The sequence below is a fragment of the Sporosarcina sp. Y352 genome (genome assembly GCF_056786535.1).
The window spans coordinates 88,736-112,342 of record NZ_JBXCJE010000006.1 but is presented as its reverse complement, the minus strand read 5'-3'; the positions used below and the strand labels follow the sequence as shown (position 1 = coordinate 112,342).

At 41.9% G+C, this 23,607-nt stretch carries 29 protein-coding genes; 28 read left to right on the top strand and 1 reads right to left on the bottom strand.

What is annotated here, in order from left to right:
• The first annotated feature begins 29 nt into the window (after positions 1-29).
• The 26 genes from AC1TO6_RS12255 to AC1TO6_RS12130 all read left to right on the top strand — a co-directional run bounded on the left by AC1TO6_RS12255 (position 30) and on the right by AC1TO6_RS12130 (position 21,303).
• The gene (locus tag AC1TO6_RS12255; RefSeq protein WP_482101888.1) at positions 30-1,052 is read left to right on the top strand and encodes an NAD(P)H-dependent glycerol-3-phosphate dehydrogenase; all 1,023 of its coding nucleotides are present in this window, start codon (positions 30-32) and stop codon (positions 1,050-1,052) included.
• A gap of 39 nt (positions 1,053-1,091) precedes the next feature.
• Entirely contained in the window at positions 1,092-1,286 is a 195-nt protein-coding gene (locus tag AC1TO6_RS12250; RefSeq protein ID WP_482102019.1) for a DUF2768 domain-containing protein, read from the top strand.
• Positions 1,286-2,008 carry a hypothetical protein gene (locus tag AC1TO6_RS12245; protein ID WP_482101887.1) on the top strand — a complete coding sequence of 241 codons (723 nt, stop codon included), beginning with the start codon at positions 1,286-1,288 and terminating at the stop codon, positions 2,006-2,008. Before AC1TO6_RS12250 ends, AC1TO6_RS12245 begins: the two co-directional genes overlap by 1 nt.
• 76 nt (positions 2,009-2,084) lie before the next feature.
• Entirely contained in the window at positions 2,085-3,563 is a 1,479-nt protein-coding gene (gene spoIVA, locus AC1TO6_RS12240) for a stage IV sporulation protein A (protein WP_482101886.1), read from the top strand.
• A gap of 162 nt (positions 3,564-3,725) precedes the next feature.
• Entirely contained in the window at positions 3,726-3,998 is a 273-nt protein-coding gene (locus AC1TO6_RS12235) for an HU family DNA-binding protein (protein ID WP_482101885.1), read from the top strand.
• 176 nt (positions 3,999-4,174) lie between these two features.
• A complete protein-coding gene (gene folE, locus AC1TO6_RS12230; protein WP_482101884.1) occupies positions 4,175-4,747 on the top strand; it encodes a GTP cyclohydrolase I FolE in 573 nt (190 codons plus the stop codon).
• A 68-nt stretch (positions 4,748-4,815) separates the two neighbouring features.
• Positions 4,816-5,037 (top strand): trp RNA-binding attenuation protein MtrB, encoded by a 222-nt coding sequence (gene mtrB / locus AC1TO6_RS12225; protein ID WP_482101883.1) that lies wholly within the window; start codon positions 4,816-4,818, stop codon positions 5,035-5,037.
• A gap of 48 nt (positions 5,038-5,085) precedes the next feature.
• Positions 5,086-5,820, top strand: coding sequence for a heptaprenyl diphosphate synthase component 1 (locus AC1TO6_RS12220; protein ID WP_482101882.1), 735 nt, complete (start codon positions 5,086-5,088; stop codon positions 5,818-5,820).
• Between the two features lie 17 nt (positions 5,821-5,837).
• Positions 5,838-6,536, top strand: a complete 699-nt coding sequence (locus tag AC1TO6_RS12215; RefSeq protein ID WP_482101881.1) for a demethylmenaquinone methyltransferase — start codon at positions 5,838-5,840, stop codon at positions 6,534-6,536.
• A gap of 24 nt (positions 6,537-6,560) precedes the next feature.
• Positions 6,561-7,535 carry a polyprenyl synthetase family protein gene (locus tag AC1TO6_RS12210; protein ID WP_482101880.1) on the top strand — a complete coding sequence of 325 codons (975 nt, stop codon included), beginning with the start codon at positions 6,561-6,563 and terminating at the stop codon, positions 7,533-7,535.
• Positions 7,536-7,618: 83 nt separating this feature from the next.
• Positions 7,619-8,065 (top strand): nucleoside-diphosphate kinase, encoded by a 447-nt coding sequence (gene ndk, locus AC1TO6_RS12205; protein WP_482101879.1) that lies wholly within the window; start codon positions 7,619-7,621, stop codon positions 8,063-8,065.
• 224 nt (positions 8,066-8,289) lie between these two features.
• On the top strand, positions 8,290-9,060 hold the full coding sequence (locus AC1TO6_RS12200) for a CheR family methyltransferase (protein WP_482101878.1): 771 nt from the start codon (positions 8,290-8,292) through the stop codon (positions 9,058-9,060).
• Between the two features lie 112 nt (positions 9,061-9,172).
• Entirely contained in the window at positions 9,173-10,354 is a 1,182-nt protein-coding gene (gene aroC, locus AC1TO6_RS12195) for a chorismate synthase (protein ID WP_482101877.1), read from the top strand.
• Position 10,355: 1 nt separating this feature from the next.
• Complete coding sequence (aroB, locus tag AC1TO6_RS12190) at positions 10,356-11,462, top strand: 3-dehydroquinate synthase (RefSeq protein WP_482101876.1); 1,107 nt, start codon at positions 10,356-10,358, stop codon at positions 11,460-11,462.
• Positions 11,462-11,824 (top strand): chorismate mutase, encoded by a 363-nt coding sequence (aroH, locus tag AC1TO6_RS12185; protein ID WP_482102018.1) that lies wholly within the window; start codon positions 11,462-11,464, stop codon positions 11,822-11,824. Before aroB ends, aroH begins: the two co-directional genes overlap by 1 nt.
• A 29-nt stretch (positions 11,825-11,853) precedes the next feature.
• Positions 11,854-12,957, top strand: a complete 1,104-nt coding sequence (hisC, locus tag AC1TO6_RS12180; RefSeq protein ID WP_482101875.1) for a histidinol-phosphate transaminase — start codon at positions 11,854-11,856, stop codon at positions 12,955-12,957.
• Positions 12,954-14,054, top strand: a complete 1,101-nt coding sequence (locus tag AC1TO6_RS12175; protein WP_482101874.1) for a prephenate dehydrogenase — start codon at positions 12,954-12,956, stop codon at positions 14,052-14,054. Before hisC ends, AC1TO6_RS12175 begins: the two co-directional genes overlap by 4 nt.
• Positions 14,055-14,072: 18 nt before the next feature.
• A complete protein-coding gene (gene aroA / locus AC1TO6_RS12170; RefSeq protein WP_482102017.1) occupies positions 14,073-15,374 on the top strand; it encodes a 3-phosphoshikimate 1-carboxyvinyltransferase in 1,302 nt (433 codons plus the stop codon).
• 38 nt (positions 15,375-15,412) lie between these two features.
• Positions 15,413-16,678 carry a tetratricopeptide repeat protein gene (locus AC1TO6_RS12165; protein WP_482101873.1) on the top strand — a complete coding sequence of 422 codons (1,266 nt, stop codon included), beginning with the start codon at positions 15,413-15,415 and terminating at the stop codon, positions 16,676-16,678.
• A 1-nt stretch (position 16,679) separates the two neighbouring features.
• Positions 16,680-17,231 (top strand): ReoY family proteolytic degradation factor, encoded by a 552-nt coding sequence (locus tag AC1TO6_RS12160; protein ID WP_482101872.1) that lies wholly within the window; start codon positions 16,680-16,682, stop codon positions 17,229-17,231.
• 57 nt (positions 17,232-17,288) lie between these two features.
• The gene (locus tag AC1TO6_RS12155; protein ID WP_482101871.1) at positions 17,289-17,738 is read left to right on the top strand and encodes a YpiF family protein; all 450 of its coding nucleotides are present in this window, start codon (positions 17,289-17,291) and stop codon (positions 17,736-17,738) included.
• A gap of 144 nt (positions 17,739-17,882) precedes the next feature.
• Complete coding sequence (locus AC1TO6_RS12150; RefSeq protein WP_482101870.1) at positions 17,883-18,389, top strand: QcrA and Rieske domain-containing protein; 507 nt, start codon at positions 17,883-17,885, stop codon at positions 18,387-18,389.
• Positions 18,390-18,412: 23 nt separating this feature from the next.
• Positions 18,413-19,087: a menaquinol-cytochrome c reductase cytochrome b subunit gene (gene qcrB / locus AC1TO6_RS12145; protein ID WP_149579895.1), complete on the top strand. Its 675-nt coding sequence runs from the start codon at positions 18,413-18,415 to the stop codon at positions 19,085-19,087.
• Positions 19,088-19,128: 41 nt separating this feature from the next.
• Positions 19,129-19,896, top strand: a complete 768-nt coding sequence (locus AC1TO6_RS12140; protein ID WP_482101869.1) for a c-type cytochrome — start codon at positions 19,129-19,131, stop codon at positions 19,894-19,896.
• 65 nt (positions 19,897-19,961) lie between these two features.
• Positions 19,962-20,561 carry a lipoprotein heptaprenylglyceryl N-acetyltransferase LhaT gene (gene lhaT / locus AC1TO6_RS12135; RefSeq protein ID WP_482101868.1) on the top strand — a complete coding sequence of 200 codons (600 nt, stop codon included), beginning with the start codon at positions 19,962-19,964 and terminating at the stop codon, positions 20,559-20,561.
• Between the two features lie 73 nt (positions 20,562-20,634).
• Positions 20,635-21,303, top strand: coding sequence for a zinc metallopeptidase (locus tag AC1TO6_RS12130; protein ID WP_482101867.1), 669 nt, complete (start codon positions 20,635-20,637; stop codon positions 21,301-21,303).
• A gap of 168 nt (positions 21,304-21,471) precedes the next feature.
• On the opposite strand, the gene AC1TO6_RS12125 is transcribed toward AC1TO6_RS12130, so the two are convergent.
• Complete coding sequence (locus AC1TO6_RS12125; RefSeq protein WP_482101866.1) at positions 21,472-22,344, bottom strand: YitT family protein; 873 nt, start codon at positions 22,342-22,344, stop codon at positions 21,472-21,474.
• Positions 22,345-22,450: 106 nt separating this feature from the next.
• Between AC1TO6_RS12125 and AC1TO6_RS12120 the strand changes: the two genes are divergently transcribed.
• Entirely contained in the window at positions 22,451-22,789 is a 339-nt protein-coding gene (locus AC1TO6_RS12120; protein WP_482101865.1) for a nucleotide pyrophosphohydrolase, read from the top strand.
• Complete coding sequence (gene dapB, locus AC1TO6_RS12115; protein ID WP_482101864.1) at positions 22,786-23,586, top strand: 4-hydroxy-tetrahydrodipicolinate reductase; 801 nt, start codon at positions 22,786-22,788, stop codon at positions 23,584-23,586. The genes AC1TO6_RS12120 and dapB overlap by 4 nt, the downstream gene beginning before the upstream one ends.
• Positions 23,587-23,607: the final 21 nt, after the last annotated feature.

Sequence of the window (23,607 nt, the reverse complement as noted above, 5' to 3'; positions counted from 1 at the left end):
ATTTGGAGAAGAAAGGATGTCTGTATTAAATGGAAAAAGTAACCGTTATAGGCGCCGGAAGCTGGGGGACAGCAATTGCTTTTGTCTTAGCAGAAAATGGTCATGACTGTTTACTCTGGGCGAGACGTTCTGACCAGTCTTCCGAAGTGAATGAAAAACATACAAATCATTCATATTTACCGGGTATTTCTTTACCGGCCAATTTGACAGCAACATCTGACTTGGAAAAGGCTGTGATGCACGGGGATACCGTCATCATAGCTGTTCCAACAAAAGCAATTCGTGAAATCTGTTCAGAACTGAATACTATGGAACTCAATCCGAAATTGATTGTTCATGTTTCTAAAGGCATTGAGCCTGATTCGTTGAAGCGGATTTCCGAGATGATTTCGGAGGAACTAGATTCCACTAAGAGATCTGCTATTGTTGCGCTTTCTGGACCAAGCCATGCGGAAGAAGTTGTGCTGCGTCATCCGACGACAGTGACGGCTGCTTCTCTTAATTTAGACGCTGCGGAAAAAGTTCAGGACTTATTTATGAACAATTACTTCCGTGTCTATACCAACCCCGATCTCCTAGGTGTGGAAATTGGAGCTGCGCTTAAAAACGTTATAGCGCTCGCTGCCGGTATTTCTGATGGCCTTGGTTATGGTGACAACGCCAAAGCTGCGCTTATTACTAGAGGCTTAGCAGAAATTTCTAGACTAGGCGTTAAGATGGGGGCAAACCCTTTGACGTTTTCAGGCCTAACGGGTCTAGGAGATTTGATTGTCACTTGTACAAGTGTTCATTCACGTAATTGGAAAGCAGGTAACATGCTCGGTAAAGGAAATAGTCTAGATGAAGTTGTATCAGGCATGGGAATGGTCATTGAAGGTGTCAGAACAGCTAAAGCTGCCCATCAGCTCGCAGCCCAGTACGGGGTCTCCATGCCGCTCACAGAGGCACTGTATTCTATTCTATTTAAAGACATACCGCCGAAACATGCTGTTGATCAATTAATGACTCGCATAAAAAAACAGGAAGTGGAAGATCTCTTCGGTACAAGGTAATTCTTTAACTATACGAAAGGAGGACTTAAATTGTCCTCAATGGATAAGATGTGGCTATCGTTTTATGCAATGGGATTCATGTTCATTTCTATGGGTCTTATTTATGTAAGCCGACATAAGCTTAAAAATAAAATAATTAAATTTCTACTAGCGCTAATCGCTTATTCTTTGTTGATTTTCGCATTTTTTGCGATGATTTATCTTGTGTTTAATGGCCCGACAGGAGGAGCATGATGAAAAAGTCAGTAAAAAGAATCAGTTTACTCCTGATGTCTTCATTTATTTTTGTTTTATCAGGCTGTATGTACCCTTCCGAAAAAACAACTGGTCAGGAAATCCCTTACGCCGATCAGCTGGAATCAATGCAAAAAGCGGTAGATGCCTTCCAACAGAATTCGGGAGGACTATTGCCTATCAAAACACGTGAGCTTGAAACAGATATTTATATCAAATATCCGATTGAGTTTGCAAAACTTGTTCCTGCATTTACAGAAAAAATACCATCTAATGCTTATGAAACAGGTGGTATTTACCAATATGTGTTGACAAACGTTGAAACGGACCCAACTGTTAAGCTCGTTGATCTACGCTCAGCTGAACGTATTCGTGACTTGAATTTGCGGAAAAACATTAATGGCAAAGTTTCATTCAAGGATGCGGTCGGTGACAATGTTTATGCTGTTGACTTCAAAGCGATGGGTTTCAAAGAGCCGCTGACGGTCCCTAGCCCCTACTCGGAAACTATGTTGCCACTGGTAATCGGAGGGGATGGCAAATTTTACATCGATTATTCAATTGACCTGAACCGGATTCTGATAGAAGAAAAACCAGATGTTAAAGAAGGCGAAGATATCCGCTATCTACTAGCAGATAATAATCCGGTTTTACCGGCCTACTCTCTCCCTTATACGGTGAATGAAAAGAATGAACCTATATTTATGAGGAATTCAAAATAAAAAACGTTTCATGCTACGTGCATGAAACGTTTTTTATTTACATAAACTAATATGCGCATATAAAGGAGGACGATGGATGAAAGAAGAATTATATGAAAACTTGGCTAGACGTACAGATGGGGATATTTACATTGGAGTCGTTGGTCCTGTTCGTGTAGGGAAATCTACATTTGTTAAAAGGGTGATGGAAGAAGTTGTAATTCCGAACATGACGGACCCGGCGGACCGAATACGAGCACAGGATGAACTTCCACAAAGTTCACCTGGACCCGTGATCATGACATCAGAACCCAAATTTGTACCCGCTCAAGGGACTTCGGTTTCGGTAGGGGATGGAGACTTAAAGTTTCAAATCAGGCTTGCTGATTGCGTGGGCTATGTCATAGACGGTGTTAAAGGGTATGAAGACGAGGATGGACCGAAATACGTTCACACGCCTTGGCACAACGAACCAATACCTTTCGAGGAAGCTGCCCGCATCGGTACCGACAAAGTAATTCGGGATCATTCCACAATTGGAATTCTGGTTACAACGGATGGAACGGTCAATAATATTCCGAGAGCTGCAGCTGAAGTTGCAGAAGCGGAAATCGTTACTAAACTACAGGATATCGGTAAGCCGTTCGTCATTGTGCTGAATTCTAAAATGCCAGCGAATGAAAAAACAGTCACTCTGAAGCAGGAGTTGCATGAGAGATATGGTGTTCCTGTTATCGCTATCAGCGCAGACCAGTTGAATGCGCAGGAAATTCAGCTCATCTTAAAAGAAGCACTGTATGAATTCCCAATTTCGGATATCGAAATACAAAAGCCGGATTGGATGGATGTGCTGGGAAGTGAGCATGAGTTGAATGCTAACATTGACAGGGTTATAAACGAAGGATTCTTGGAAGCTTCGAAAATTCGTAAAGTTCAAGAATTGGCAGAAAAACTGAAAGAAGAAAAGTATGTTAAAAATGCTGATGTTATTGAAGTTGATGCGGGCAAAGGGAAAGCGATTGTGAAAATCGATATGGATGAACAGGCTTTCCGTGAAATTTGTGAAGAAATCATGGGACAGGAGATTGGTTCAAAAAAAGACTGGTTATTGTTTGTTAAAGATGCTGCAAAAGCGAAAAAGTCATATGACATGTATTCGGAAGCAATTGATACAGCTAGAAAACAAGGGTACGGTGTCGCACTTCCGACAATTGATGATTTCAATCCATCACCACCAGAATTAATTAAACAGAACAACTTTTTTGGTGTCCGTATGAAAGCAACAGCACCTTCCCTTCATATCATCAGAGTGGATATGGAAGCTGAATTTTCGCCATTAATCGGATCTGAATTTCACAGCCATCATTTATTGAAAGAATTGAAGAATGCATATTTACATGACAGAGAGGCGTTATGGGAAACCCAATTATTCGGAACGCCCCTACATGAAGTCATGAAAGAAAGCATTCGTTTTAAAACTGCATCGGTTCCGATGAACGCACGAAAACGTCTGCGGGAGACGATTGAGCAGATGGTTAACGATGGTAATAAAGGTATGATTACATTTATCGTATAAAGGAAAAAGATCCGTCAAAAACGGATCTTTTTCTATTTTTCGCCCTTAAAGTGCATGATATTGGCAGTTTCGCGATAATATTGTTGCGTCAGAGATTTTCTTGTGATACTCTTTTTACAGTATTAGAAGCTAGCTAATGCCCTTTGAGAGGAGGTGAATGGTGTGAATAAAACAGAATTGATTACCTCTGTAGCTGAAGCAGCAGAATTAACTAAGAAAGATGCTACAAAAGCTGTCGAAGCTGTATTCGATACGATCCAGTCTACTCTTGCTGAAGGTGAGAAAGTACAATTGATCGGTTTTGGTAACTTCGAAGTTCGTGAGCGCGCAGCACGTAAAGGTCGTAACCCGCAATCTGGAGAAGAAATCGATATCGCAGCAAGCAAAGTTCCCGCTTTTAAAGCTGGTAAAGCGCTTAAAGACGCAGTTAAATAATCTTTGAATTTACATAGGAGTCCGTCCATAGCATCTGTTTTTCAGATGCTTAGGGCGGACTTCTTTCCAATTTCCAACTAAAACACAACATATAAAGTAAAGGAACTGTACGGAGGCGAGGGAGTGTGCTACTATTTTTGTTGGAATAACTTTATATCCGATTGGGGAAGATTCGTATGAAGAATGTTGTCGATTATGAGAAAATAGAGAAGGCAGTTTCAATGATTCTCGAAGCAATCGGTGAAGATACCGAGCGTGAAGGTCTCATAGATACGCCGAAGCGGGTTGCGAAAATGTACGCCGAGATGTTCGAAGGCTTAAATAAAGATCCTAAAGATTATTTTGAAACGGTTTTCAACGAAAACTATGATGAAGTAGTACTTGTGAAAGATATACCGTTTTACTCGATGTGTGAGCATCATCTTGTGCCGTTTTTTGGTCACGCTCACATTGCATACATACCGCGTGATGGTGTTGTCGCTGGTCTTAGTAAACTAGCGAGAACTGTTGAAACAACTGCAAGGAGACCTCAACTTCAGGAACGTATTACATCCACTGTGGCAGATACCTTAATGGAGATGCTGAATCCGGTCGGTGTTTATGTCGTAATCGAAGCTGAACATATGTGTATGACTATGAGAGGGGTAAAAAAACCCGGTTCCAAGACTGTAACTACAGTAGCACGTGGTATTTACGAAAATGACGATGTTAAGCGCGGGGAAATCCTATCTCTTATCAAGATGTCCTGAGACCTTTGCGGGCAACTCCTTTTCTATGATATGATAAAACCGTTAAAGATTAGACAGGAGAGGTGAAAATGACACAAACCGACTATATCGTAATTAAAGCTAAGGAAGACGGTGTCAATGTAATCGGTTTAACTCGTGGGAACGACACGAAGTTCCATCATACGGAAAAGTTAGACCGTGGTGAAGTGATGATCGCACAATTTACTGATCATACGTCAGCCATGAAAATTCGTGGGAATGCAGACGTTCATACCGCATATGGTGTCTTAACAAGCGAAGGGAAAGACTAATTCGCTTGATACAATTTTCATTAGACGTCATTGAATGGAGATTCGACGATGGAAATACAAAAAACTAAAGCACATATTGAAAATTATATACTTGAGGTGGAGCGATCAATTTACGAGCCAATTATAGATAGAGATGTAGGGCGAATGTCCGTAGACTCTATCAAATCTTTCTTTCTACTTTTGCCTTTGTTAAACGGGGAAAGATGGAATGATCGTGTAAATACTGCAGCAGTTGCGGTCGGTGCAGTACATGCAGCGTTTGATGCGCATAATTCAATCGATGTTTCCAACGCCACGTCGAGACAGCAACAACTTAAGGTATTGTCAGGAGACCATTTTAGTGGTGTTCATTACCGGCTTCTAGCTTCTCTCCCCGATTTCGGTTTTATCCGTTCGTTGTCTGAAACAATCGGTCGAATTAACGAGAAGAAGGCAACTTTTCATAACCGTTTACCGGACAGTCCGGATAAACTGGTGGAAACCGTACGCATTATCGAAGCAGGATGTATAACGGATTTTTTACTTACATTTGGATTTTCGGAATACGTCCCCATTGCAAGTGCAGCATTGCCGCTTATGTGGCTTGAAGGTATTAAATCAGATAGTACAACTAATTGGGAATACAATTCGAGTAGCGGGTTGAAGTCTCACAATATGGAAATAGCGATAGAACACCTTCGTACTGAATTGCAAGTAGCGGTCGACTCGGCTGATTTCCTCGAACCTTTCTTACAGCAGAAGATCCGTGATTTTTCGGTCCCGCTCCTTGGTAAACTGAATTGAGAAAAGAGGCATGACTCTTGTCACTATCAAAAGAACAGAAAGTCCATAATGTTTTTGAAAAAATATCTATCGATTACGATAAGATGAATTCTGTAATTAGTTTCAATCAGCATAAAAAATGGCGTGATGACATCATGTCCCGTATGGCTGTTCACAAGGGTGCACATGCACTAGATGTCTGTTGCGGAACTGCAGATTGGACGATTGCAATTGCAGAGGCGACGGGGATTGAAGGAAGTGTAACCGGCCTAGATTTCAGTGAAGGAATGCTGGAAGTTGGACGCCCTAAGGTGGCAAATCATCCCAATATTAATCTCCTACAAGGGAATGCAATGGAATTACCATTTCCGGACAATTCTTTTGATTACGTGACAATTGGTTTTGGTTTGCGCAACGTACCAGATTATTTGACGGTTTTGAAAGAAATGAACCGGGTTTTGAAGCCGGGCGGCATGATAGCTTGTCTGGAGACATCCCAAACCGAACTACCGGGTTACCGACAATTATTCCGTTTTTATTTTAAATTCATCATGCCTATTATGGGGAAATTATTCGCGAAAAGTTTTAAAGAGTATTCGTGGCTTCAGGAGTCAGCGAATGATTTCCCTGGAATGAAGCAGCTTGCCCAGCTCTTCACAGAAGCGGGATTCGTAGACGTTTCATATAAGTCATATAGTGGTGGCGCGGCGGCTGGCCATGTGGGTTATAAACAATAAAGACCGCAGGGGAAGGTAATCGTTTTGGAGAAATTGAAGTTAATGTCGCTTTATGCCGATTTCCGGAAGGATCTCGCTTATATAGAAAAGGAACTTGAACGATCCGTCAATTCATCTTCCCCAATTATACGGCAAGCATCGCTCCACTTGTTGCGTGCAGGTGGCAAAAGGATTCGACCAATTTTTGTGATCTTAGCTTCCAAATTTGGTACTTATTCTTTGGAGGACGTGGCAAAAGTAGCTGTTTCACTTGAATTGGTTCACATGGCATCGCTTGTGCATGACGATGTTATTGATGACTCAGATATACGTCGTGGCCTAGAGACGGTAAAGGCGCGGTGGGATAACAGGATTGCAATGTATACTGGGGACTTTATTTTCTCACGTGCACTAACATCCATAGGAGAAATCGAAATTCCGGCAGTACATCAACTACTTGCAGTAACTATGTTGGAGATTTGTAAAGGCGAGATCATTCAGATTGATCATCAGCGAAAAACTGATCAGACAATTCGAGATTATTTACGTCGTATTAAGAGAAAAACTGCGCTTCTCCTATCATCCAGTTGCGAACTGGGGGCATTGGTTTCCGGAGCAGATCCTGCAATCGTTAGGAAATTACGTCGTTTTGGTTATTTTGCTGGAATGGCTTTTCAAATTGTTGACGATATTCTAGATATTACTTCCACGGACAAAGCGCTTGGAAAACCTGCAGGAAGTGATTTGTTGAATGGACACTTGACGTTACCAGTCTTATACATAAAAAATGATGAAAAGTTTAAACCTTTCATGGAGCGTTCTTTTAACGGTACATTGACGGAATTGGAACGCGATGAAATGTTAACTTATATAAAAAGTACGGATGCTATTGAAAAGGCTCAGGCTGTTAGTGACCTGTATTTGAAAAAGGCAATGGCCGAACTACTACCATTGCCGGAAGGTGAAGCTAAAAAGGCGTTTATGCAAATATCGGCTTTCATTGGTACACGTAAGTATTAATGCGCTAACAGTTGAAAAATCAAGCATCGGGTGGTACGATCGAAAAGGAGAAATCCTGATACATACAAGAAGGAGTGTTAATAATGGAAAGAACATTTTTAATGGTTAAGCCTGACGGAGTTCAACGTAATCTAATTGGTGAAATTGTAGGTCGTTTCGAAAGTAAAGGTTTCCAACTTGTAGGCGCTAAGCTTATGACAATCTCACAAGAACTTGCTGAACAGCATTATGGCGAGCATAAAGAGCGTCCTTTTTTCGGTGAGTTAGTAGATTTCATCACATCTGGTCCTGTATTCGCTATGGTATGGGAAGGTGAAAATGTTATTTCTGTTGGTCGTCTTATGACAGGAGCAACAAATCCAAAAGAATCAGCACCTGGCACAATTCGTGGAGACTTCGCTGTTACTGTTGGTAAAAACATTATTCACGGTTCGGATGCTCCAGAATCCGCTGTACGTGAAATTGGTCTTTTCTTTAAAGAAGAAGAGCTAATCACTTATGACAAATCAATGAACAACTGGATCAATTAATTACACTGAACAGCCGTGCGAATGACGCACGGCTGTTTTTGTTATTTTTCTATATGTAACCTCGCAGTATGACCCAATACTTTAAACACTTAGCGTCGAATACATCAATTTGTGTACTTTGGCACGCGCTAAACGCCTGTAAGTTGGCTTCTCTTGTATTTGTTCTTCCGAAAATGCTTCCAATCCGTTATAATAGTTAGAATATAGGGACGGGAGGAAACATATTGCCGGATTATGCTTTATTTATAGGAAATATCAAAAGAATGACTGGAATAGACCTATCACTCTATAAAGAAGCGCAGATGAAAAGAAGACTCACTTCTCTTTATGAAAAACGAGGGTTTGGGGATTTCATCGAATATTACGACGCTATACATAATGATAAGGTATTACTTGAGGAATTTCTTGATCGTATGACAATCAACGTCTCAGAATTTTATCGCAATGCCCAGCGGTGGGATGTACTTGAAAAAAAGATTTTTCCTAAACTTCTTTCTGAGAATAAAAAACTAAAAATTTGGAGTGCTGCTTGTTCGACTGGGGAAGAACCGTATTCAATCGCACTCGTTTTATCATCGCATGTACCGCTACATGATATTTCCATATTGGCGACAGACCTTGACTCAGGTGTAATTGAACGTGCAAGAGTAGGTCTTTATCCAGAGAGGGCATTAAAGGAAGTACCCTATCCTGTAGTAAAACAGTACTTTGTCAATGAAGGTCATCATTATCAAGTGAAGGATGAAGTTAAAAGGACTGTGACGTTCAAACAGCAAAATTTGTTGAAAGACAGATACGATTCAGGATTCGATTTAATAGTATGTCGAAATGTCATGATCTATTTTACAGAAGAAGCGAAACATCAAATTTATATGAACTTTTCCAAGGCATTGAAACCCGGCGGGATTTTATTTGTAGGTAGTACTGAACAAATTTTTAATCCTACAAAATATGGATTTGAATCAGAAGATACGTTCTTTTATAAGAAAATTTAAGGTATCCGGGTAGATTCCGGATATTTTTCATATTAACATATAGTCAAATGTACTTTACTTTGGTAAAGTGCTATAAACGAATGATTGATCATTCGTCAGAGGAGGAAATGGAATGAGGTACTTCACAGCTGGAGAATCACACGGTCCGCAACTTACTGCAATTATTGAAGGGCTACCTGCCCAAATGGAATTAACTGCTGAAATGATTAATGGAGAACTTTCAAGACGCCAAGGTGGACATGGACGCGGAAGACGTATGCAAATAGAAAAAGACCAAGTCGTCATATCGTCAGGTGTCCGTCATGGTAAAACGTTAGGTTCACCTGTTACATTGACGGTCGTTAACGATGACTGGAAACACTGGACATCGATTATGGGTGTAGAACCGCTTTCGGAAGATGTTAATCCTGCTGATGTGAAAAGGCAGATCACCCGACCGAGACCGGGCCACGCAGATCTTGTCGGAGGCATGAAATACGGTCATCGGGATCTACGTAACGTTCTAGAACGGTCTTCCGCGCGCGAGACAACGATGCGCGTCGCTATCGGTGCGGTTGCTAAGCAGTTTCTTCGGGAACTCGACATCCATACTGTCGCACACGTGACGGAAATTGGAGGAGTAACAACCAATCCGGATACATATGCAGGAAAAGGGACTGAAGAGCTAAGGGATATCATTGAAAACGATCCTGTCTATTGTGCAGACCCTGAAGCTTCTAAATTGATGGTCCAAGCCATTGATGATGCAAAAGGCCGCGGAGACACTGCAGGGGGCGTCGTAGAAGTAGTTATTGAAGGCTGTCCGCCTGGAATCGGTAGCTACGTCCAGTTCGACCGTAAGATGGACGGTAAACTTGCAGGAGCGATGATGAGCATCAATGCATTTAAAGGTGTGGAAATTGGACTCGGATTTGAAATGGCTAAAATGCCAGGCAGCAAAGTCCATGATGAAATCGCTTGGAGTGAGGAACTTGGATATTACCGGAAGTCCAATCGTTTAGGTGGTCTTGAAGGTGGAATGACAACAGGCATGCCGATTGTCGTCAGGGGAGTCATGAAACCCATCCCGACGCTATATAAACCACTTGAAAGCGTTGATATCGAAACGAAAGAACCTTTTGTCGCAACAATCGAACGCTCTGACCCATGTGCGGTACCAGCGGCTTCAGTTGTGGCCGAACATGTCATCGCAACAGAGATGGCAAAAGCAATCATGGAAGAATTCCGTTCGGATACAATGGATGGCTTGAAAAAGGAACTTGAAGAATACAGACGGTATGTAAAGGAGTTTTAACGTGGGGACACTTTCTGTTAATATCCAAAATCATGAATACGGTGTCCATTTCGGTAAAGATGTATACAATCTATTTGCGACCGACTACGCTAGTTTACTAGCAAGTGCGGACCGTATTGCAATCATTGCTGATGAATCGGTTGCTGACCTCCATTTACCACTTTTACAAAAGGCATTGGAGTCTGCGAATCGTGAAATCGCCGTGAAAACGGTCCCGTCTGGAGAAAACTGTAAAACATCTGCTGTCTACGTCGATTGTCTTTCCTTTTTGTTGAATGAAAAATTCACAAGGGATTCCCTTATTATCGCTTTCGGCGGCGGGGCTTGCGGCGACCTGACAGGGTTTGTTGCAGCGACGTTCATGAGAGGAATAAGGTTTCTCCAATGCCCCACGACGATTTTAGCGCATGACAGTGCGGTAGGCGGAAAAACGGCAATCAATATGCCTGAAGGTAAGAATATGGTCGGTTCATTTCACCAGCCGGTCGGTGTTTTGTTTAACACATCGCTTTTTGAATCGCTACCGCCGCGTGAGATTAGATCCGGCATGGCTGAATTGTTGAAACATGCATTTATTTCTGATGAGGAATGGACGCTTGCATTACTAGACAATCCGTCATTCTCGCAACCCAATCTCGATTGGCTATCAAGCGAATTGTTACGGGGGACAGAAGTGAAAGCGAAAATCGTAGCGGAAGATGAATTTGAGCATTCTGTACGAAAGTATCTTAACTTCGGCCATACATTCGGCCACGCGGTGGAAGGGGTATGTGGGTTCGGCGGTTTAAGCCATGGAGAGTCTGTAATGATTGGTATGGCGTACAGTCTAATCTTGAGCGAAAGTCATGGTTCTGTGAATGAAGAGATGACAACTCGTTTCATCAGTTTCGCCAAGAAGCATGGCTACACGTTCCAACCTGTCCATGAACATGCATTCGATATATTCATGAATTATATGGAAAAAGATAAAAAAGCTTCTTTCGGCAAACTGCATTTCGTTTTGCTAGATGGAATAGGAAATCCCTTCGTGAAAGAATTATCGAAAGAGCAATGTGAAAATGCTTTCAATCTATTGAAGCAAAGAACAGAAGGAGATGGAAAGCTGTGATGGTTAGAGGAGTAAGAGGAGCGACTACTGTCGATTCCGATGAAGAACAATCAGTTCTAGAAGCGACGCAAGAACTTGTTGAAGAAATGGCGAAAGAGAACGCTATCTCTCCAACCGATATTATTTCTGTACTTGTGTCTACTACGACGGACGTCAAATCGACTTTTCCTGCAAAAGCGGTCCGTTCCATTAATGGCTGGATGTACGTCCCAGTCATGTGTACGAATGAAATAGAAGTGCCAGGAGCTATGCCGTTATGCATTAGAATTCTTATGCATGTAAATACAGATACTCCGCAACAGCTTATCAAACATATCTATCAAAATGAAGCTGTAAAACTACGACCGGATTTGCAAAAATAATAACGTGAAAATTCACTGGAGGGATTTACATGAACTGGAAAAAAGCACTTGATGGAATGTCTCCATATAAACCTGGTAGATCAATCGAAGAAGTGACAAAGCAGTACGGATTGAAAGAAGTTATTAAACTCGCTTCAAATGAAAACCCGTATGGCTGTGCTCCTTCTGTAAAAGAATTCATGGCAACAGCTACCATCCAACATGAAATCTATCCGGATGGCCATGCCAGTGCGTTGCGAAGTAAATTGGCCATACAACATTCTGTGACCGAAAATACAATATTGTTCGGAAACGGTTCTGACGAAATTGTGATGATCATTTCACGAGCACTCCTCAGTCCGGAAGTGAATACAGTGATGGCGACACCGACTTTTCCGCAGTATGCTCATAGCGCGAAAATTGAAGGTGCCGAAATAAGGGAAGTTCCTTTAAAAGCTGATGGACAACATGATCTTGATGGGTTTCTAAATGAAATCGACAGCAAAACTACCGTCGTTTGGGTATGCAATCCTAACAATCCAACGGGGAATGTCATTCCGAGCGCCGACTTAAAAGCTTTCTTGGAACAAGTTCCTGAAACTGTTCTCGTTGTTCTTGACGAAGCCTATTTTGAGTACGTGACAGCTTCTGATCATGTCGATTCTGTGTCGTTGCTAGAGCAGTATCCGAATGCAATCGTGTTGCGTACGTTTTCGAAAGCATATGGTCTAGCAGCATTCAGGGTAGGGTATGCAATCGGTCACCCTGAAGTCATCACTAATCTCAACAAAGTGAGAAACCCGTTCAATAATAACTCGTTTGGAGTGGTGCTTGCTGATAAGGCATTAGATGACGCGGTATTCATTGAGAAGTGTCGTGAGTTGAATCGTCAACAAAGGGAACGATTCAAGGACTATGCTGTACGTAAAGGCATCCACATCTATGATTCTGAAACAAATTTCGTCCTGATTCAAGTACCGGGCGATGCAGATGAAGCTGCAGAAAAATTGTTACAGCAAGGATTTATCATCCGAAGCGGAAATGCGCTTGGAACGCCAGGATATGTCCGGGTGACAATCGGAACGGAAGAGCAGACCAGCAAATTCTTTGTTGCATTTGATTCATTGCTGTCTGTAGAAGGTTCTCACGCATGAGTTCACATGTAACCATTATCGGTCTCGGATTGATCGGGGGATCGCTGGGTCTAGCCCTAAAAAGAAGATCGGACATACAGGTGACGGGGTTTGACCAATCGCCAAAAACGTTGGAAGAAGCCTATCGAAGAGGAATCATTGATAGAATTGCCCCTACCGTTGAAGAAGCCTGCTTGCACGCAGATTATATTTTCTTTGCCACACCTGTAAATACAACGATTGGTATGATACAGGAGGCAGCTACCTGGGAATTGAAGGAAGATGTCATAATCACTGATACAGGCAGCATAAAAGGCTCGATTATGAAAACTGCATCTGCTTTAATCGAAAAGGGAATTACGTTTATAGGAGGCCACCCTATGGCGGGTTCCCACAAAAGTGGTGTCTCAGCGGCAAAAGAACAGTTGTTTGAAAATGCTTATTACATATTGACACCTGATTCTCGGACGCATACAGAAAAAGTTGAACGCCTGCGTAAATTATTAGCACCTACGAAAGGAAAGGTTGTCGTACTCGATGCTGAAGAACACGATCGGATGACGGCTATCGTCAGCCATTTTCCACATCTGATTGCTTCATCACTAGTTGGACGGCTTGCACTTCAACAAGAAGACCAGCCGTTCGTTCAAGAACTTGCTGCGGGAGGATTCCGTGATTTAACCCGAATTGCTTCTGCTGACCCTGTCATGTGGCGGGATATCACAACTCAAAATAGGGAAGAGCTACTACAGCAACTTGACGGATGGTTTGTGGAAATGAGCAATGTTCGGGAGATGTTACTGTCAAATGATCCGGAAAAAATATACGCCTATTTTGCGGAAGCTAAAAAGTTCAGAGACGATTTACCATTAACTTCGCAAGGCGCACTCTATATGACATTTGATTTGCATATAGATATCCCGGATCACCCCGGCATTATTTCTGAAATCACAAAAATACTTGCAATTGAACGAATTAGTATAACTAATATCCGAATCGTCGAAACACGGACGGATGTATACGGAATTCTTGTGATCAGTTTCCAAACTGCAGAGGATCGAGTACGCGCAAAATCGTCTCTATCCAAAACAATGGATTATAGTATGTACATAGTATAAGGGGGGGTCTTGGTGGGAATGAAAACAGTGGAATTTGATAAACCAGTAATGTTGGGTGAAATAGCGGTTCCGGGAGATAAATCAATCTCACATCGTGCAGTAATGCTTGGCTCCATCGCGAAAGGTCATACCCAAATCACTGGCTTCCTGGACGGGGAAGATTGTTTGCGTACAATTGACATTTTCCAACAACTCGGTGTAGAGATTGTTAGAAATGGTACGGATGTCTCTGTAAATAGTCCAGGAATGGAAAATTGGAAAACACCGATAAATAATCTTTATGCCGGTAATTCTGGAACAACAGCGAGGTTATTACTGGGAATACTTGCAGGATCGAATATCAAATCCGTTTTGACGGGAGACGAATCTTTGTCAATGCGCCCCATGAATAGAGTAACATTGCCATTGGCAGAGATGGGCGCCTCCATAGCAGGTGAAGTAGACGCCAATCTTCTGCCGCTCTTAATTGAAGGAGGGCCTCTCACGGCGATAGATTACGAAATGCCAGTTGCAAGTGCCCAAGTAAAATCGGCAATCATATTTGCTGGCATGAATGCTCAAGGGACAACTACGATTACAGAAAAGACTGTATCGCGCGATCATACCGAGCGTATGTTAATGCAATTTGGAGCAACAATTCATGTGGAAGGAACAACGGTTAGTGTTACAGGGGGAGATCCGCTCCTGGGTACAGACGTTGTTGTTCCGGGAGACATTTCATCTGCTGCATTTTTCATGGCTGCAGCCGGTATGATAAAAGGAAGTTCTATCACATTTAAAAACGTCGGACTTAATCCTACAAGAACAGGCATACTGGATGTACTTAAGGATATGGGTGTTAGTGTTGAAATCTTGGAAGAGACAGATGGAGTCGGAGAACCGTATGGCACGGTCAAGGTCACTTATGCAGAATTACGGGGTACAGAAATCAGTGGCGACTTAATACCAAGATTGATTGATGAGTTGCCTGTTATTGCGCTCATGGCTACGCAGGCGCAAGGTATTACGATAATTAAGGACGCAGGAGAACTAAGAGTCAAAGAAACAGACAGAATTGCCGCAGTCTCGTCAGAATTGAACAAGCTTGGTGCTAACGTTGAAGCGACCGAAGATGGAATGATTATCCATGGACCAACACCGTTAACAGGGGGGACACTCGCTTCTTACGGTGACCATAGACTAGGTATGATGGCGGCAATTTCAGCGCTTATTGCATCCGGTCCCATTCAAATTGAAGAGCCAGAGTGCATAGCCATTTCATATCCAGGTTTTTTTGACAACCTAGAAAAACTAGCCACCCAGACAAATAAAAAAGGATAACTGAGTAATGTATATATCGTGAAAGAACAGGTGAAAATATGGGACAGTTAGAAGAGATTGAGCAGTACATCTTAGAAGGAGAAGTAGAAGCGTTGAGCAGCACGGTTGATCAGTTGAACAAATCGACCGATTTTGATTTGCTCTATGAAGCAGCGGGACTGTTCGCCAGTTACGGATTCATGGAAGAAGCCGATCAACTATACGAAACATTGCGCTTCCATCTTCCAGACGAAGCTCAATTGAAGATAGATCGAGCCGGCACGTTACTTGAGCTTGGCGAAGAGGATGAAGCGCTCCTGTTGCTTACCGATGTGAGTCCGGATAATGAAGAGTATGTACAGGCACTGTTGGCATTAGCCGATTACTATCAAATGTCCGGAATGGCGGAAGCTGCACTTTCGAAGATTAAGGAAGCTTACGAAATCGATTCAAATGAGCCAGTTATTCGCTTTGCTTACGCGGAATTACTTCTAGGTTCAGGAAAGTATGGAGAGGCAGCTCGGTTATACCTTGAGTTACATGAAGAAATGGATGAAATCGGTGGCATTCGTATTTTATCTAGACTGGCTGAAACGTATAGCGCAGGTGCGGCTTATGAAGAAGCAATTCCATATTACGAGGAATTACTGGAAGATAATGCATTACCGGATACGCTTTTCGGTGCAGCATTTGCATACTATCAAAGCGGTAATCCTGAAAGGTCGGTTGCGCTTCTCGACAATTTGATTGAAATGGATCCTGATTATTTTTCTGCCTATATGCTTGCGGGACAATCTTTGTTGTTGGTGGGCGAAGACCGAAGAGCATATGAGATGTTTAAAGCTGGAATTCGCAGAGATGAATTTGTCAAAGAACTACAATTGATGGCGGGGAAATCTGCACTGAAACTAGGTCTGCCAGAAGAGGCGGAAGGACACTTGAAAGAAGCGCTCGTTCTCGACCCTGAATATAGTGAAGCACTTATCACACTTGCATCATTGTATAACGAAAGAGAGCAAAACGAAGAATTGCTAGATCTTCTTTCATACATGAAAAATGACCAGATAGACATCCCTTTATTGGATGCATTTATGGCATATGCGTATGAGCGTGAAGAACAATTTGATGATGCATACGCGTCCTATAGTAAGGCATATATTGGGTTAAAGGATGATCAAGGGTTTCTCGGAAACTATGCAAAATTCCTGCTTGAAGAAGGGAAACGCGATGAGGCCTTTGAAGTTATCAAAGAGATAGTTAAAATTGTTCCCGTTGATGAGTATTGGAGAGCTTTCCTGGAAGCACAAAATGACGAGGAGGGGTGACATGACGGCCATGGTTCCTGTCGCCGCTAAAAAGGACTTTGTACGTTGGTTCTTAAAGCGGTACAAATTGAAGCGCCGTGAATGTGTGTGGATTTTGAACTATCTTCTAAGCCATGAGCACCTTCTACAAAACGTTCACTTTACGGATGAAGCGCATTACTGTCCCCGGGCAATGGTGATTTCAACTACAGGTTCGGAGAGCATCCCGTTCCGCTTTTATAAAGGAAATCTAATGACTGCAGATGCTGAGAAATCATTTCATGACCTAAGACTCCACCCTGATGACAAAATGTATATTCAGCTTAATTTCCCGAACAGTCATTCTTGCCCAGAGTATGCGAGCGTCAGAGAAGAGAATCCATTTCTTCCAACCTATTTACAAGTGAGTGAAAGTGATCGAAAAGTTGCGGAACAATTGCTTGAAGAGAGTGTCGCTGCAATGACCGTAGATATGCTAATGAAAAGAGTGGATGAAGCGCTTGATTCGAATGACAAGGAGCGGTTTATCGCGTTATCTGCGACGTTGAATGACATGAAGATTGCAAAGGAATGATGACTCCATCCACCTAGATGGAGTTCTTTACTTATTTCCGAAGGAGGTTTTATTGAGATGAACTGGACAGCTAAAGATATGGATACATATTTGCAACAGAAAGAATATATCGATACACTGATTGTACCCTTGCTTAAAGTAGATACAGAGCCAGGCAACATGAAAAGTAGTGCATCATCATCTGAGTTTCTGATGCACCTAACGACGTTTATCGAAACACAATTTAAAGGCCGAATAATGCTTATGCCGCCATACGCATATACGCAGTCTACGAATTTATCAGAAATGGCTACAACATTGACCCGAGACCTTTCGTTAGCACCTTTCAAGTATGTATTTTTCTTAACGACTGATTCTGCTTGGACAAGTATTGAAATCAAAGGCGAAGTCATCTGGCTGCCACCGATTCCACTTGAAAGTATGGACCCACAACTTAAAAAATCAATTATTGAAGATCAGCTTCGACAAGTATTGCCAAGGTTCATGGAAAAGTGGTCAGAACAGTAAAATTCGATATTTGTTCACAAACTTAATTCTATTCAGAATGCATGATTGAATTTCCTTTAGTATTGATATATCATAGATATGTCCTAGTATTACAATTAGCAATAGAATGTCCGTTGGACTGACCTTTAAGTAAGAGGAGGGAAAATGATGAGCAAGAAAGTGTCAAGACGCCAATTCATGAGTTATACACTTATGGGTGTTGGTGGATTCATGGCTTCTGGAATGTTAATGCCGATGGTCCGTTTTGCGATTGATCCAGTGTTGCAGAAGACAGATGAAGGAGATTTCATCCCGACTCCGCAAAAAGTGGACGAGCTAACGGAAGTACCAGTTCGTGTCGATTTTACTATTAAAGATCGAAAAGATGCCTGGTATACCTCTGACGTAGCAAACGCTGCCTGGGTTTATAAAGAAGGCGATGAGGTCGTCGCGCTTTCTCCTGTTTGTAAACACCTTGGTTGTACGGTGAACTGGGGCGGCGATGAAAAGCATCCAGACAAATTTTTCTGTCCATGCCACGCAGGACGTTATATGAAAAATGGTGACAATGTACAAGGAACGCCACCGCTCGGGCCACTTGACGAATTTGACGTTAAAATCGAAGGCGGTTTCGTGTATCTCGGAAAAACAAAACCGAACACATTAGTCTAAAAATGTAAGGGGGTACGACCGAAGTGCTAAATAAAATTTATGATTGGGTTGACGAACGGTTGGATATCACCCCGATTTGGCGCGATATCGCTGACCATGAAGTACCTGAGCACGTAAACCCTGCACATCACTTTTCTGCATTCATCTATTGTTTCGGAGGACTGACATTTTTTATTACTGTCATCCAGATTCTTTCTGGCATGTTCCTTACAATGTATTATACACCGGACATTGAAAATGCATGGAAATCCGTTTATTACCTTCAAAATGAAGTAGCATTCGGTGAAATTGTGCGTGGTATGCACCACTGGGGAGCGTCGCTTGTTATCGTTATGATGTTCCTACATACGCTGCGTGTATTCTTTACAGGGTCTTATAAGAAACCACGTGAACTGAACTGGGTTGTCGGAGTCTTGATCTTTATGGTCATGCTGGGCCTAGGTTTCACAGGATATCTACTGCCATGGGATATGAAAGCACTGTTCGCTACGAAAGTAGGAATAGAAATTGCAGCTTCAGTCCCGTTCATTGGTGAATCGATTAAAGTTCTTCTTGCTGGAGACACGACGATTCTCGGTGCACAAACATTAACACGTTTCTTCGCGATTCATGTATTCTTCTTACCAGCTGCTTTGCTTGGGTTGCTTGCAGCACACTTTATCATGATCAGAAGACAAGGTATTTCAGGACCTCTATAAAATACAACAGGGTCCAATGATTTTAAAAAGGAGGGGACATTATGCATCGCGGAAAAGGGATGAAATTTGTCGGAGATTCGCGCATTAAGGCTACTAACAAAATGCCGAACGTCCCGAAGGATTACTCAGAGTATCCGGGTAAAACAGAAGCTTTTTGGCCTAACTTCCTATTGAAAGAATGGCTGATTGGTGCTGTTTTCCTTATCGGGTATTTAATATTGACAGTTGCTCACCCGTCCCCGCTTGAACGTCAAGCGGATCCAACGGATACAATGTACATGCCGGTTCCGGACTGGTACTTCCTTTCAATGTACCAATTATTGAAGTATCAATTTGCTTCTGGACCATTTAATATAATCGGTGCAATTGTTATGCCAGGACTTGCGTTCGGCGCATTGATGCTTGTACCGTTTATGGATACGACGAAGGAACGACGTCCATTTAAACGCCCTCTTCCAACAGCATTTATGCTTCTGTCATTTGCAGCTTTGTTCTATTTGACTTGGGAATCATATGTGAACCATGACTGGGAAAAGCAAAAAATACAAGGTGCGATTGTTGAGGAAGTAGAATTTGACACTGAATCAGAAGGTTATCAGATTTATGCTGGAGCTTCCTGTATCGGTTGTCACGGGGATGCATTCCAAGGTGGATTAGGTAAGCCGTTAGTAAATACCGGTCTTTCTACTGAGGAAGTTATCGATATCGCTCATGATGGCGTTGGAGAGATGCCTCCTGGAACTTGGGAAGGCTCAGATGAAGATTTGCAAGTACTTGCCGAATTTATTTCAGGCTTGAAAAGCGAGTAATGTAAAAGAGTCAGGAAACTGACTCTTTTTTTCTATATATAATAAGTAATTTGGGAGAGGTACCTATGAGGTTAATACTACAGAAAATTTGGCTCGTTCTATCTCATAAATCATTTCTTTGGATACTGTTCTTTATAAACTTACTTGGCACAGTTTTTGGATACGATTGGTATATGTGGCAACTAGAAATCACGGAGCCAAAGTTCTGGGTTTTCGTACCGGACAGTCCAACTGCAAGCTTGTTTTTCACACTTGCAATCTTCGGCTGGCTTATCGGAAGGAATTTTAAACTCATTGAAGCACTTGCACTAATAACACTCGTTAAATATGGACTTTGGGCGGTTGTCATGAATATCCTGACGCTAATCGAGACAGGCGAAATTGGCTTGATGGGCTGGATGCTTATTGCATCACATTTTGGAATGGCAGTTCAAGGTGTGTTATACAGTCCTTTGTATAGATTTTCTTTCGTCCATATTGCGATTGCGGCTATTTGGACACTCCATAATGATGTCATTGATTATGTGTATGGACAGATGCCGATTTACCACGACCTAATGAAACATATGGAACACATCGGTTATTTTACATTCTGGCTATCCATTTCCTGTATTATGCTTGCTTTTGGGTTGTGGAAGAACAGGACAAAAGCTGTCATATGGTAATTGCAATCAGTTGCGGTTGAAGTGAGTTCATTATAGAATAGAACTTACAGAGAAATAGGGGAGGAAGCTGATTATGTTTTGGATTTACCTAGGTGCAATAATTTTATTGCCTCTTTATGCCCAATTCAAAGTGAAGAGAACATACAAAAAATATTCTAAAATACGTTCAACTTCAGGAATGACAGGTGCAGAAGTTGCCCGACTTATTCTTGATAATAATGGTTTGCAGGACGTGCAAGTAGTTAAGACAAATGGGTTTTTGAGTGACCATTATAACCCACTAACGAAAATCGTAGCGTTGTCACCACATAATTTCGATGAAGCATCTGTAGCGGGAACAGCAATTGCTGCCCACGAAGTAGGCCATGCTATACAGGATAAGGAAGCGTATGCATTTCTACGTTTTCGTCACCGTTTAGCACCAGTTGCAAATATTACTTCAAATGCGTCATGGGTTTTCATTATGATTGGTTTGTTTTTCTCGAGCATGAATTCCATGCTTGGAATTGGTATTGCCCTGTTGGCAGTCGGAGTACTGTTTCAAGTCGTTACATTGCCAGTGGAATTCAATGCCTCATCCCGTGCCATGAATGAGGTTGTCTCTCTTGGCATCATCCGTAATGAAGAAGAAGGACATGCGAAAAAAGTGTTGAGTGCAGCAGCGATGACATATGTTGCAGCAACAGCGGTTGCAGTAATGGAATTGGTGCGTTTACTCTTAATCTTTACGAACAGAGATTAATCATAAAAAGTCCGTCCCTCGTTTTTCGGGGGACGGACTTTTTGCTTTAATAGAAACCGTTAAATATAGCACCGTGAGAGATTCCTATAATGTAGATTTTTCTTCTTGGCTTAATGTCTGACGTTTCAGTAGGCAGCGCGATGTGGTTAGTACCATCACACCGCCAATCTAGCGCTCTAGAGGGCGTTTTTGTTCATCTAGCGTAAAACCTTCGCCCATGACATCGTGAACATCGGTTAGAGAAACAAATGCGTGTGGATCCACGGATGTAATAATGTTTTTTAAACGAACAAGTTCATTTTTTCCAACAACACAATAAAGAATTTCTCTATCGGACTTTGTAAAATGACCGTAACCTCTAAAAACAGTGACACCGCGATCCATATCCGCTGTAATTTTTGTAGCGATTTCATCTTGTAATTCAGAAATAATGAATGCCCCTCTAGCTGCATAGGCACCTTCTTGAACAAAGTCAATGACTCTGGAACCAACAAATAGTGCAACGAGCGTATACATCATCGAGCGATGGTCGAGATAAACGGCCCAAGAAACCAAAATGACAAGCGCGTCGAATAAAAACATTGTCTTTCCCATACTCCAACCAATGTATTTATGGGCGAGACGTGCGATAATATCAACACCACCTGTTGTACCTCCATTCCTAAAGATGATTCCGAGTCCGACACCGATAAACACGCCCGCGAACAGGGAAACCAGGAACATATCATCTTTTAAATGGATATCAATCTGATAAATCATGAAAACTTTCAGGAAAATCGACACTGCGACAGTTCCAATAACCGTATAAATAAATACTTTTTTACCTAACAATTTCCATCCGATAATGAACATTGGAATATTCAGGAGAAGATTCATTATTGCGGGATCCCAATCGAAAGCGAACAGTAGAATCAGTGTAATCCCAGTGAATCCTCCCTCAGCAAGTTCATTTTGAATGTTGAAGTGAACGAGTCCGAAGCTGAAAATTGCAGAACCGAGAATGATGAAAAAGATATTTTTGAACTTAATTCCTTGAAACATTTCGTGCACACCTTCCTTTTTAAAACGCTAGGGTTATTATCGTCTATAATTTTTATTTTGACAATACTGTTATTAATTAATACGATGGTAGTGGGAGTTGACGCAAATGGAACAATCACAAACAATGGAGAACTTACAACAAGAAGTGGATCTGTACATTAATAGCTTTGAAGAAGGTTACTTCCCACCGATGGAACTAGTTGCTCGGATGACTGAAGAGCTTGGAGAATTATCGCGGGAAGTGCAGCATGTATACGGCATGAAAAAGAAAAAATCCACTGAAGCGGTAAAGTCACTTGAAGAAGAAACTGGAGATTTGTTGTTTGTTCTAATTTGCTTCGCTAATTCACAAGGAATCAGTTTAGAAAAAGCACTTACGGATGTTCTCGAAAAATTCAAGAAACGGGACGCCGATCGCTGGACCAAAAAGGAGGAAATGATTTGACGATAAAAGTTGCAATCGCTGGGGCACGCGGCCGATTAGGTAGCGCAGCATTAGTATCAATTATGAATACGCCTAATATGGAAGTCATTGCTATTCTGGATTATAAGTACGATGGACAATTTTTACATGGAACTGATGTAAATGAAGAGCCGGGAGGTATTCCAATTTATACTTCTCTTGAAGGATTGGCAAATACGAATAAGCCTGATGTACTCTTAGATGTTACTGATCCGGAAGCTGTTTTTAAAAATGTTCATGATGCCATAACCCTAGGAATCCGACCAGTCGTCGGCACATCCGGACTCTCTAAGGATAATATTGCCCTTTTAACAGAGTTGGCAGCCAACAATCAGACGGGAGGCATTATTGCCCCGAACTTTTCTATTGGAGCCGTGCTTATGATGAAGTTTTCGGCAATAGCAGCACGTTACTTGGGTGATGTCGAAATCCTAGAAATGCACCATGATAAAAAAGTCGACGCTCCTTCAGGAACTGCAGTGAAAACTGCCGAAATGATTAACGCGGTCAGAGATGAACATATACAAGGACACCCTGATGAAAAAGAACATCAAGCCGGTGCACGCGGTGCAGATATAAAAGGCATGAAGATACATAGCATACGACTACCCGGGTTACTTGCGCATCAGGAAGTATTGCTTGGCGGAGACGGTGAATTGCTTAGTATCCGCCATGATTCATTCAATAGGAATTCCTTCATGCCAGGAATTCTTATGGCCATACACAATGTCATGGAACGAAAAGACCTTGTCTATGGACTAGAGAATTTTATCGATTAATACTAGAAATATATAACTGTA